Genomic DNA, 13,059 nt, shown 5'->3' with positions numbered 1-13,059 from the left:
AAAAAACGTCATTAAATTATAATCTTCAATCTAAAATCTCCTAAGAAAGCGCCTGCGCTAAATCGGCTATTACATCTTGTACGGTTTCTAAACCTACTGAAACGCGCACCAAACCTTGCGTGATACCAACCGCTAACTGATCTTCTTCTGACAATTTACTGTGTGTCGTTGAAGCAGGATGCGTAACAATAGACCTCGTATCGCCAATATTGGCCGATAGGGAGCAAAGTTTTATTTTATCTAAAAATTTCCTTCCAGCCTCTATTCCTCCTTTGATTTCAAACGCAATAATATTACCGCCTAACTTCATCTGTTTTTTGGCAATTTCATATTGCGGATGCGATTTTAAAAAAGGATATTTCACACTATTTACATTTGGATGCGCTTCTAAAAACTCAGCTACTTTCAACGCATTTTCACAGTGTTTCTCGACACGAATCGCTAAAGTTTCTAAACTTTTTGATAAAATCCACGCATTAAAAGGTGATAACGCTGGACCCGTATTTCTTGAAAACAAATAAATTTGTCTAATCAATTCTTCACTACCAACCGTAACTCCTCCTAGAACGCGACCTTGACCATCAATTAGTTTCGTTGCTGAGTGAACAACCAAATGCGCTCCAAATTTTAGCGGCTGTTGTAGGTATGGCGTTGCAAAACAATTGTCGATAATTAAGATCAAGTTGTGCTTTTTGGCAATGTCACCTAACAATTCCAAATCGATTACATCTACACCTGGGTTTGTAGGCGATTCAGCGTAAAGTATTTTTGTGTTCGGTTGAATGAAACTCTCAATTGTTTCTGGCTTATTAATATCAAAGTAAGAGGTTTCAATATTCCACTTTGGAAAATAGGTTTTAAACAATGCGTGAGTCGAACCAAAAACACTGCTTGCAGACACAATGTGATCTCCCGCATTTAACAAAGCTGCAAATGTAGAATAAACCGCCGCCATTCCGGTTGCAAAAGCATAACCCGCTTCAGCACCTTCCATCTTGCAAATTTTATCAACAAATTCGGTCGTATTTGGGTTACTAAAACGACTGTAAATATTGCGTTCTTTTTCTTCTGTAAAAGAAGCTCGCATGTCTTCGGCATCTTCAAATACAAAGCTTGACGATAAGTATAATGGCACTGAATGCTCTAAATACTGAGATCTTTCTAATTGTGTTCTGATGGCTTGCGTTTCGAAACCAAATTCTTGTTCGTTCATTTTTTTATTTTTCTTGTTTCAAGTTTCAAGTTCCAAACTTGTGTGATAGGCAAAACTGGACTTGAATTTTAAATTTAAATGAGTCATTATTTACTAATTAGTCTAAAGAATTATCTAATAGACTAATTTCCCAATTCTGTCTTATTCAAGACAACTTTATATTTTATAGTAGCTGTCGGTTCAACCGTTTTAGCAACAGAGCAGTATTTCTCAAAAGAAAGTTCTGCTGCACGTTGCGCTTTTTCGGGATTGATATCGCCTTCTAAATAAAAAACCACAAAGATTTCTTTAAAAGGTTTTGCCTCGCCTACTTGTACACGTTCGCCTTCTACCTCAGCACTAAAAGAGGTGATTTCCTGACGTTGTTTTTTCAATATCGAAATCATATCAATCGCGCTACAACCTGCAACTCCCATCAAAACCAACTCCATCGGACTCGCACCCAAATCGCTTCCGCCAAATTCGGCTCTGCTATCAACATCTACAATATGACCACGCTCATTTTTTAATTTAAAATGAAAAGCGTCATTCACTCTGTTTAAGGTTACTTTCATGTTTTTTCTTTTTTGTTTTTTGTTTGATTTGAAAATATAAACTTCAAAATCTGCAATCTAAATTTTTATTCTTTATCCGATAATCTCAAAATATCTCCAAAAACACCTCTGGCCGTTACGGCAGATCCTGCACCGGCTCCCTGAATTACGATTGGTCGATCTCCGTATGATTCGGTATAAATTTCGAAGAAAGAATCAGAACCTTTCAAACCTCCTAAAGCTGTATCTGATGGCACCGAAACCAATTTTACTTCGAGATTTCCTTTATCATTCTGCAAATCTCCCGACAATTCACCAATATATCGCAACACATGATTTGGTTTTTGCTCTTGCTTTATTTTTTCATAAATTGGATCAAATTCTTTCAATTTAGTTAAAAAATCAGTCACATTTCCTTCACGTAAATGTTCCGGAATAAGATTTTGAATATCAATTTCTTCAAACTCATTTTGAAGGTCTAATTCTCTTGCTAATATCAATAATTTTCTTCCAACATCATTTCCGCATAAATCCTCGCGCGGGTCTGGCTCGGTGTAACCATTGTCAATTGCTTCCTGCAAAATTTCGCTAAACGGCACTTCTTTTGCAGAGAAATTATTAAATAAATAACTCAATGTCCCCGAGAAAACACCTTTTATTTTAGTGATATTTTCGCCCGAAAGATGCAACAATTTTATCGTATCAATCAGTGGTAAACCTGCACCAACATTAGTCTCGTACAAATAATTCTTTTGATTTTCTGCCAATGATTTTCTTATCTGCTTATAAAAGCCATAACTTAATGTATTGGCTACTTTATTAGAAGAAATCAAATCAAAACTGCTCTCGATAAGCGGAATATAATTCTCTACAAACGGCGCGCTCGCAGTGTTGTCTATCGCAATTAGATTTTCTAAATGATGCAAATTGGCATATTCAATAATATCGTTTATGGTGTAAGCAGCGCCTTCTTTCTGAATGTCATTTTTCCAGTTTGAAGTTACGCCGTTTTTATTTAAAAGCAATTTTTTAGAATTGGCAATAGCAAAAACATTCAGCTTAATATCTTTTCGTTTTTCAATCGCCGAAGCCGATTCAAGTATTTGATTTATTAAAGTTCCACCCACTAATCCGTGACCAAAAATGGCTATGTTAATTTTTTTAGAAACTCCAAAAATCTCCCCGTGAATGACGTTTAAAGCTTTGTTAAGTTCTGATTTTTTAACCACCAAACTCACGTTTTTACCCGTAACGGTGTTGTTAAACAATATCGGAATGATTTTATTTTTGATTAAAGCCGTGTAAGGCTTGTGAAAAGTGCTTAAATCCTGACCGATAATCGAAATTACCGAAACATTATCGGTTACCGTAATTTGATTGACATCTTTTGAATAAAAATCATTTTCGAACTCTTTTTCTAGTTCAACCATAGCCGTTGTTGCCTGGTCTGTGGCAACCACCAAGCCAATTCCTCTTTCTGAAGAACCCTGAGAAATGATACTCACACTAATATTATGATCGCCCATTACCTTAAAAATTCGGGCATCAACTCCCGCTTTTCCTAATAATCCTCGTCCTTCTAGGTTTACCAAAGAAACATTCTCTAGAACTGAAAGTGTTTTAATTCCTTCTTTTGAAGAATCTGAAGTGATTAAAGTACCTCGGTTTTCATGATTAAACGTATTTAAAATACGAAGCGGAATGTTTTTTTCTAATAAAGGAATGATCGTTTTGGCATGCAAAATCGTCGCTCCAAAATTGGCCAGCTCATTGGCTTCATTAAATGATAAAAATTCAATTTTTTTAGCATCGGCTACTAAATCTGGATTTGCGGTATAAATTCCGTCAACGTGCGTAAAATTCTGAAGTTCTTCGGCATCTAAGTAATTTGCAATTAGCGAAGCGGTATAATTACTGCCGTTTCTACCCAAAGTGGTGGTATCATTATTATTGTTTGAACCAATAAAACCGGTTACGACATTGACAGTTGAACCGTTGTGTTCTTTAAAATAATTGATAACATTCTTCTTAGAAAGCTGTTCTAAAGGTTGCGCATCACCAAATTTTGAATCTGTTTTAAGAAGCTCTCTTGAATCTGCAAAATTGGCCGGAACTCCCTTTTCGATCAAAATAGCAGTCAATAATTTGGCAGAAAGTAATTCTCCTTTAGACAAAATCTGATCTTTAATTTTGTTGCTGTAATCACCAATCAAACTTACGCCTTCAAAAAGTTTATCCAAAATAGTAAACTCCTCAGACAAATCAACGTGCTGAAAATCTGCGGTCTGATACTCTTTAAAGGTTTCTAATAAAGGTTTATAATCTCCGTTTTTAGCTGCAATCTTTAAAATATATTCCAGCTCATCTGTAGCGTTTCCACGTGCCGAAACGACAACGGCAATTTGTTCGCCTTGGTTTACTTTATCTAAAATAATCGAAACGACTTTGTTTAATCCTTCTCCGTTTGATAACGATTTGCCTCCAAATTTTAATATTTTCATTTTATTTTTCTATTGTTTCTGCCTTAAAAATTGTGGCAAGTAAATGATCTAATTGTTTGTACTCGATTAAAAAAGCGTCATGTCCGTGCACAGAATCTATTTCGCTGTAAAAAACATTGTCTTTAAACTTCTTTAATTCATTATAAGTTTCCAGATTTTCTTTTGGTATAAAAAACAAATCCGAATTGATTGCGATGATATGAATAGAAGCTTCTGTTTTGCCGACTAAAGTTTCCAAGTCACCGCCATTTCTAGTAATATCAATAGTTTTTAGCAATTGGTTCATCAATTTATAAGACGATAATTGGTACCTTTTTTGTAATTTTTCGCCATGATGTGCCAGCCAGCTTTCTATGTTAAATATCTTGAGATTTTCGTTTATCGTTCTCTTAAATTTTTCTTTGAATGATTCGGGGGAACGGTAACACAACATAGCGTGAATCCTCGCATCTTCGACAGGTTTTGATGAATTATTGAGAATTTGTTCCTGTAAATAACAGTTGGCTATCATCCAATCTGTCGATTTCCAATCGGTTGCAATAGGTATCAAATGTTGGGTACAATTGGGTGCTAAGGCCAACATCTCCCATGCAATTCCTCCCCCAACAGAACCTCCAATGATGGCAAATGTCTTCTGGATATGCAGCGCTTTAATTCCCTCTAAGAAAATTCTAGCAATGTCTCTGGTGGTAAAATCTTGATACTTTTCGATGATAAAAGAATCATTACCGTTACCCGGAACGTTAAATGCTAGGATGGTGTATTTATTAATATCAATTGTTTTCCCTAGACCAATTAAATCACTCCACCAGCCATTTTCTCCCGTAACCTGAGCATTTCCGGTCAAAGCATGATTGACCAGAATAACGGGTGCAGTATGCAAAGTCAAGCCAAAAAGTGAATAACTTAAAGGTAACGAATGATATAAAACACCACTTTCTGTAGTGAAATTTTGTATGTTGATAAGGTTTTGTATATTTTCCAATTTCAAATCTGTTGTATTATTGATTTGTATGTGGAAATATTAGAAAGAAAGTCTAGAGTATATTACTAGAAAAATTCTTGTTGTTATCTTTCCACGTTTGGGCGTGGTAGAATGCAGCACCTTCTTCGCTTTAACGAAGGGTTGCTAAGGATTCATCGGGTCTAATCCCTCGTCCTTTCTTTATAACATTTCAATACGTTTCTGAACTTAAAGGCACAAATTAACTACTAATTTCTTAAACAAACAAATTTATCTCAAGAGATTCTCTTGTTTACTACTTATTATTTTACTGTAAAATTATGGCATACAAAAATTTACCGAACAAAATGTCCAGTAAATTCAGGTAGGTATAACCCTATTTTAAAATACTCTTTAATTTAAATAAAAAGTGTTTCATTTTCTTTCGAATACATCAAAAAAAGTAATGAATTTGGTGCTTTCTTTTGGTTCTGAGTATCCTCAGAAGCGGTTAATCCAAATCTTGGATGAACCAATTCATTTGTTAATGGCGTTAAACTATTTCTTTTTGCCCTTAATCTCCTGAGAGCAGAAAATGTTCTTGTTAAGTAGTTTATTGTTTTCATAATTATGCTAGTTTATGATGTTTATAAATGTGCTATTTTTATATTAAGTTCAGTATTACTGTATTTTTTTTGTTTTGACAAATTGATAAAATAAAAAAACCCTTTTGGATTGAGATACCAAAAGGGTTTAAGTTGTTACAACTTATATACTTTCGAATATCAATAGATAACTATACAAATAGGCGCAACATTGACCATCTTGTCTATCTGGAAACTATTCATCTGCGATTTATATTTTATTTTAAAAAATTCTTGCATTGTTTTAAATTTAAAAAGCCCCCCATTTGTTTTTTGAGAGGCTTTGCTATAGTATATTGTTTTTTACAATTTTAACCACAAAACTTCCCAACGGTTTTATCCGAAATGGCATAACACATCTTATCGACAATTAAATTCATGTTAGTAGTTTTTGGGTTTAACAAATATGCAAATATTATTTTATTTACACAAATGAAAATCAATAAATTAATCAGAAAAAACGATAAAAACTTACAATTTTTCAATATCAAACATCTTACAAAAAAATTGTTTCAAAAAAACAAGGCAAAAACTTACAAAAACCAATTACCATACACTTTTAACCGATCCCCACAAATCAATTTATCAAAGAACATTTTTTATACTTTGGGTTTATTCTCAATTATGCCCAAATCGCTTCTTTATTTTTAATTTTTTCAGCCACTTTAAGAATATCCGCAATTAATCCTCTGGAAATAGCTTGTTTACATGCTGCTCCGCTTTGTATTACGATAGGAGCCTCTGAATACGATTGGGTGTAAATTTCAAAAATTGTATCGGCACCCTTTAATTGAGCAACAGAAGAACTACTTGGTTCAGAGACCAATTTTACCTCCATCTTATTTTTTTCCACATCATATTCGCCTATATATCGTAAAACATGATTTTCAGCTTGGGTTATTTTTGCGATTTTGTATGATTTATCTAAAGCCTCTTTATTAAGAATTCCGTTTTTTTCTAAATGTCCCTCCTTTATAAGTGAATTTATTTTTATATCTGATAATTCAACATCTTTACCAATTTCTCTTGCCAGAATAAGCAGTTTTTTTGCCGTGTCATTTCCAGATAAATCCTCTCTGAATGTCGCACGCATTAATCCTAGCAAACTCGCATCTTTTAAAATAGAAGAAAAAGAAGTCTCTTCGGCAGAAAAACGATTAAAAACATAACTCAGATTAGCAGAAAAAACACCTCTTATTTTAGTGATTTTTTCTCCTGAATAATACAGATCTCTCAGAGTTTGTAGTACCGGAAACCCGATATCTAAAGACGTTTCGTAGAGAAATTCTTTATCGTACTTTTTTAAATTCTCACGGATTTCTTTGTACAAATCAATCGACAATGTATTGGCTTTTTTGTTTACCGCCACAATATTAAATCCGTTTTGAATCAAAGTAGTATAATGATCTATCAATTCATTGCTGGCGGTGGCGTCTACGGCAATTAAATTTTCGAACTCATTTTCTTTGGCAAATTCAATAATATCTTCTACTCTAAAAGGAACCGCCAACTGCAAAAAATTGGTTTCCCATGCATAACCGACACCTTCTTTTTCGAAAAAAGCCACGTTAGAATTAGTGATAATCGGAAAATGAAAATCGATATTTTTACTTTCCAGAAAAAACTCCTGACTTTCTACAATCTGGTTGATTAGAGTGCTTCCGATGTTCCCGATTCCAAACAGAACAATGTTTATTTTAAGCTTTGACATACCGTATCTATTAAATAAATTCTTAAAAAAATCACCTTTAGCAAAACTCACATCGCTAAAGGCAATTTTTCAAACAAAAAACAAAAAACTAATTTTTAAGACTGTATTGAGATTGAGCAACACTTGCGAAAACGGTTTTCAAATCTTCAATTAAATCCTCGATATCTTCGATTCCGACAGAAAGTCGAATCAAATCTTTTGAAACGCCTGTCTCTAATTGCTCATCATCAGACAATTGTTGATGCGTGGTACTTGCGGGATGAATAATGAGTGATTTGGTATCGCCAATATTGGCCAAAAGCGAGAATAATTGGGTTTCATCGGCTACTTTTTTGGCCGCTTCAAAACCACCTTTCAAACCAAAAGTTATAATGCCGCTTTGCCCTTTTGGCAAATATTCCTGCGCTAAATCATAATATTTACTCGATTTTAAACCTGGATAATTTACCCACACAACTTCTTCCTGTTTTTCTAACCAGGTTGCCAAAGCCAGCGCATTTTCGCTGTGTTTTTTGATTCGGATGGGCAATGTTTCTAATCCCTGAATGATTTGAAAAGCATTAAACGGACTCAAAGCTGATCCAAAATCTCTTAATCCTTCGATTCTGGCTTTAGCAATAAACGCTGCATTTCCTAAAGCTTCATGGTACACCAACCCGTGATATCCTGCGGAAGGTGTTGTAAATTCCGGGAATTTTCCGTTAGACCAATCAAAAGTTCCTGCATCAATAATGACGCCTCCGAGCGAAGTCCCATTTCCTGAAATATATTTGGTAAGAGAATGAATCACGATGTTGGCTCCGTGCTCAATCGGATTTAATAAATAGGGCGTGGCTACTGTATTATCAACGATCAAAGGAACCTTGAAGTTTTTGGCTTGCGCCGAAATGGCTTTCACATCTAAAACATCCAATTTTGGATTCCCCAACGATTCAATAAAAAAAGCTCGGGTATTTTCTTGGGCTGCTTTTGTAAAATTTTCTGGTTTTGAAGGATCTACAAAGGTTGTCGTAATTCCTAATCGAGGCAAAGTTACCTTTAATAGATTATAGGTTCCGCCATACAGACTATTTGATGCTACGATATGATCGCCCGCTTTTAGCAAAGTCAGAAAAGTGGTCGAAATAGCGGCGGCTCCAGACGCTGTAACTACCGCTCCGATTCCGCCTTCTAGGGCTGCCAATCGTTGTTCGAGGACATCATTTGTAGGATTATTTAATCGTGTATAAATAAATCCCGCCTCGGCCAGACCAAATAAATTGGCCGTATGCTCTGAATTATTAAAAACATACGATGATGTTTGATAGATAGGAACTGCTCGTGTTCCTCCATTTTTAGTAACATCGTGTCCGGCATGTAATGCGTTTGTTGCAAATTTTTGTGTGCTCATGATTTCTTGGTTTTTTGATAAGATTAATAATTTGATACGTATTGATACATTATTTTTTAGACAAAAAGCATTTCATTATCAGCCGAATACATTTGTAAATGCAATGAATTCAGTTCATCCGAATACAATACTCCTCTAAGTATATTTAGTTTTATAGTCTGACTTCTAATGGCACTGATCACTTTTTTTGATGTCAGTATTTTTATGATTCTATATATTGTTTTCATGATTTTTAATTTTAATTTATCGAAATAAAAAAGCCCTCTTGGATGGCTTACCAAAAGGGCTTATAGTTGAACTATAACAAAGATTTACTCTTTCACTTTTGGCAATAGCAGATTGGGATGCACATCGGCATCTTACAACACATCATCATATTATTTACTACTGAGTTATTCATTTTCTTAATTTTTATTTTTGATCGTAAGTAATGGACTTCCATTAAAATTTTACTAACTCAAAACTTATATGATTTAAACTCTTTTTCAATTTATCAAAAAAAAACCTCCGCGATTGGCAGAGGTTCTATTGGTATTTTTAGATTTAAGTACTAAACAATAGCGAGCTCTGCGGTAATTTCCGGCATCATACAACACATATTTTTAATAATTAAATTCATTTTCTACTTGTTTTGTTTGGCAAATTTGAGGACTTTTTTTCACACCACCAAACAAAAAGCAAAATAATTTCTATTATCCTATCAAATTAGTATAATATGTTAAATTTATGTTTATAAAATTAAAAAAAGCAGAACTTTAATTTGCAAATCAAAATGGTTTTATACCTTTGCACTCGAATACAGAGGAAAAATTTGAACTGATTGCAACCTCTTCATAATGAAAGGTTTCGTTATGAATGCTGAAAGATTTAGATTTCAGTAGTAAAAAATGCTAAAGCAGAAACTCTCCTTTAGCCTTACTGCCCACCTGTATTCCCTCAAATTAATTTTAATTTAATAAATTATTATGGCTTATTTATTTACGTCAGAATCTGTTAGTGAAGGGCATCCAGACAAAGTTGCAGATCAAATTTCGGATGCATTAATTGACAACTTTTTGGCATTTGATGCTGACTCAAAAGTAGCTTGTGAAACTTTGGTTACCACTGGTCAAGTAATTTTGGCAGGAGAAGTAAAATCAAATACGTATCTTGATGTACAGCAAATCGCTCGTGATGTAATTCGTAAAATCGGTTACACCAAAAGCGAATATATGTTTGAAGCAAATTCTTGCGGAATCTTATCTGCAATTCATGAACAATCAGCAGATATTAATCAAGGTGTTGACAGAGCTAAGCCAGAAGAGCAAGGTGCGGGTGATCAAGGAATGATGTTTGGTTATGCTACTAATGAAACCGAAAATTTTATGCCGCTTGCGCTTGATTTATCACATAAATTATTGCAGGAACTGGCTATTTTAAGACGTGAAAACAAAGAGATTACCTATTTACGTCCTGATGCAAAATCACAAGTAACTTTAGAATATAGCGACGACAACAAACCAACTCGTATTGATGCGATTGTAATCTCGACTCAGCATGATGATTTTGATGAAGAAGCGACCATGTTGGCAAAAATTAAAAAGGATATCATCGAAATTTTGATTCCTAGGATCATCGCAAAAAATCCAACTCACGCTCATTTATTCAATGATAAAATCAACTACCACATCAACCCAACAGGAAAATTCGTTATCGGAGGACCTCACGGAGATACTGGTTTAACAGGAAGAAAAATCATTGTGGATACTTATGGAGGAAAAGGTGCTCACGGTGGTGGTGCTTTTTCAGGAAAAGACCCAAGTAAGGTAGATAGAAGTGCTGCGTATGCAACACGTCATATCGCTAAAAACTTAGTTGCTGCCGGTGTTGCTGACGAAATCTTGGTGCAGGTTTCTTATGCTATTGGAGTTGCTGAACCAATGGGAATTTTTATTGATACTTACGGAACTTCTAAAGTAAATTTGACTAACGGTGAAATCGCTAAAAAAGTAGAAGCAATCTTTGATATGCGTCCTTACTTTATCGAACAACGTTTGAAATTAAGAAACCCAATATATAGCGAAACTGCTGCTTACGGACACATGGGACGCAAACCAGAAACCGTAACTAAAACTTTTTCTGCTCCTGGAGGAAACGAAAAAACTGTTATTGTAGAATTGTTTACTTGGGAAAAACTTGATTTTGTTGACCAAGTAAAAACTGCTTTTGGATTGTAAATTCATCTACAATATACCTAACAAAAAGGCTTTCTACACGTGTAGAAAGCCTTTTATATTTTGATCAAAACAGCTGATTTAAAATTATTTCAATCTGTTTTTTTGTGTTTTCACGAAAGTAAAAATGCACACAAAACTGATTTTTTCTTACTTTATTACAACATCTTGCAAGTTCTATCGCTCCAATTTTACGTTGGGTAAAGTTTTAGGACGATTGGTATCATTTGATAAAATCCAACCTGTGCGATACATCCATTCGGTCATTTTGTGTAATTTTTTATAATCAATATTCTCAGACTCATCCATTGGAGTGTGGTATTGGCTATGCAAAACACTGGTAAAAAATACAGACGGAATTCCTTTTCGCGCATAAGGTAAATGGTCTGAACGGAAATAAAAATACTCCGGATGCTCTGGTTTGTCCCAAAGTTTGTCAAGATCAAATTTTGGTCCTTCATCATTTGCTCTTTTAGCAATAGCAACCAAATCAGAGGAGTTTTCGTGAGGAGAACTAGAGCCCAACAAAGCCGCCTGATTTACATCATTTCTTCCAATCATATCACCATTTAGAACTGCTACAATAGAGGCTTCCGGCACTGTTGGATGGGCTGCATACCATCTTGAACCTAACAAACCTCGCTCTTCAGAACCGTGAAAAACAAATAATGCACTTCTTTTTCCTGGTTGTATTTTATAAGCCCTTGCAATGGCCAACATGGCAACGCAAGTACTGGCATTGTCATCGGCTCCGTTATAAATAGAATCCTGACCGTATTTTTGCCTCACACCATCGTGATCCTGATGACCACTAAAAAGCACATTTTCACTTTTCAATTTGGCATCTGTTCCGTCAATTCGCCCCACCACATTTACTGATGGATATTTATAGGTTTCTGTAAACACTTCTGTTGAAAGAAGTTCTTTTGTGTTTTTTAAAAATTCTAACTGATCTTTGTGTAACCAAAAAACGGGCATTGTAACAGCCACTTTATCACGAAAACCTTCGATACCGTAAATACCTCTTGTCATTTGAGGCTCTACCTGAGACCAGCTTTGTTCTGCTAAATCATCGGTAATAAAGATTAATGCTGCCGCTCCTTTTTTTACCAAAAGGTCATAATATTTAGTTCTTACAAGTCCCGGATAACGTCTGTCAAAAAGCGAAATATCATCTGCTATACCCTCTTTAGATGCTAATAAAACAACTGCTTTTCCGCTAACATCTGTCTTTTCGATTTCTTCTTTTGTTGCGGCACCTAAATACAATAACGAAGCTTCAACTTTTGTATTGGTCGCTTCGGCAACCAAAACTTCGCTCCATAATTTATATTCTTTTTTACCAATTTTAAATTTTGTATTAGGCGAAACCTGATGTCTGTACAAATCAAAAAATTGGAAATAAGTTCCGTCATCACCTGCCGGAGCCATTCCTGCTTCTTTTGCTTTATTGGCCAACCACATCGAAACCTTTAATTCGTCTAATGTTCCCGCTTCGCGACCGTTAAAATGATCACCTGCCATTTGATACATATCGGTTTTAAGATCTTTTTCTGTAATGGCAGCAACTAGAGGCTTTTTGATTCCTTGCGCAGCAACAATACCTGCACTAAGCAGTAATCCTAAAATTATTTTATTTTTCATGTTTTGAAATTTAGTTCTTCAAACTTAACAATTAATACAGAAATACTTGCTTCAATTCTTCCTTTTTATACCGATTTAGAATTGAATTTCAATTAAAAACAAAAAACACTATTAAAAAAGAAACCCGACAGATTTTAAAATTTGGACTGCACCCAAAAGTTTAGACGAATTTATAATTAAATTTGATAATAATGAGCTCGATATTGTATCGGGCTCATTCCTTTTAAATTAAGTTTTATTCGATCATTATTGTAATAGTCTATATAT

General features: G+C 34.6%; 11 protein-coding genes and 1 riboswitch. Of the genes, 1 reads left to right on the top strand and 10 read right to left on the bottom strand.

Annotated features, from left to right (window positions below; translation table 11 throughout):
* Positions 1-40: 40 nt before the first annotated feature.
* The 8 genes from J3495_RS15205 to J3495_RS15170 form a co-directional block, all read right to left on the bottom strand.
* Positions 41-1,213, bottom strand: a complete 1,173-nt coding sequence (locus J3495_RS15205) for a trans-sulfuration enzyme family protein (protein WP_210667395.1) — start codon at positions 1,211-1,213, stop codon at positions 41-43.
* A 122-nt stretch (positions 1,214-1,335) separates the two neighbouring features.
* Positions 1,336-1,767: an OsmC family protein gene (locus J3495_RS15200; protein ID WP_210667394.1), complete on the bottom strand. Its 432-nt coding sequence runs from the start codon at positions 1,765-1,767 to the stop codon at positions 1,336-1,338.
* 65 nt (positions 1,768-1,832) lie between these two features.
* A complete protein-coding gene (gene thrA, locus J3495_RS15195) occupies positions 1,833-4,247 on the bottom strand; it encodes a bifunctional aspartate kinase/homoserine dehydrogenase I (protein WP_210667393.1) in 2,415 nt (804 codons plus the stop codon).
* A 1-nt stretch (position 4,248) separates the two neighbouring features.
* Positions 4,249-5,232 (bottom strand): alpha/beta fold hydrolase, encoded by a 984-nt coding sequence (locus tag J3495_RS15190; protein WP_236025480.1) that lies wholly within the window; start codon positions 5,230-5,232, stop codon positions 4,249-4,251.
* Positions 5,233-5,312: 80 nt separating this feature from the next.
* A riboswitch (SAM riboswitch) is annotated at positions 5,313-5,421 on the bottom strand.
* Between the two features lie 188 nt (positions 5,422-5,609).
* Positions 5,610-5,816: a hypothetical protein gene (locus tag J3495_RS15185; protein WP_210667391.1), complete on the bottom strand. Its 207-nt coding sequence runs from the start codon at positions 5,814-5,816 to the stop codon at positions 5,610-5,612.
* 640 nt (positions 5,817-6,456) lie between these two features.
* Entirely contained in the window at positions 6,457-7,545 is a 1,089-nt protein-coding gene (locus J3495_RS15180; RefSeq protein WP_210667390.1) for a homoserine dehydrogenase family protein, read from the bottom strand.
* An 88-nt stretch (positions 7,546-7,633) separates the two neighbouring features.
* Positions 7,634-8,935, bottom strand: coding sequence for an O-acetylhomoserine aminocarboxypropyltransferase/cysteine synthase family protein (locus J3495_RS15175; protein ID WP_210667389.1), 1,302 nt, complete (start codon positions 8,933-8,935; stop codon positions 7,634-7,636).
* A 56-nt stretch (positions 8,936-8,991) separates the two neighbouring features.
* Positions 8,992-9,162, bottom strand: a complete 171-nt coding sequence (locus tag J3495_RS15170; RefSeq protein ID WP_210667388.1) for a hypothetical protein — start codon at positions 9,160-9,162, stop codon at positions 8,992-8,994.
* Positions 9,163-9,900: 738 nt separating this feature from the next.
* Between J3495_RS15170 and metK the strand changes: the two genes are divergently transcribed.
* Complete coding sequence (metK, locus tag J3495_RS15165) at positions 9,901-11,151, top strand: methionine adenosyltransferase (RefSeq protein ID WP_210667387.1); 1,251 nt, start codon at positions 9,901-9,903, stop codon at positions 11,149-11,151.
* A gap of 174 nt (positions 11,152-11,325) precedes the next feature.
* Here the strand turns inward: metK and J3495_RS15160 are convergent, their stop codons facing one another.
* On the bottom strand, positions 11,326-12,792 hold the full coding sequence (locus tag J3495_RS15160; protein ID WP_210667386.1) for a M28 family metallopeptidase: 1,467 nt from the start codon (positions 12,790-12,792) through the stop codon (positions 11,326-11,328).
* Positions 12,793-12,968: 176 nt separating this feature from the next.
* Positions 12,969-13,059: IS3 family transposase (locus J3495_RS15155; RefSeq protein WP_210667439.1), on the bottom strand; the 91-nt coding region annotated here is incomplete at its 5' end.

Source organism: Flavobacterium geliluteum (genome assembly GCF_017948595.1).
GTDB lineage: Bacteria > Bacteroidota > Bacteroidia > Flavobacteriales > Flavobacteriaceae > Flavobacterium > Flavobacterium flavipigmentatum.
This window is presented reverse-complemented; position numbering and strand designations above follow the sequence as displayed.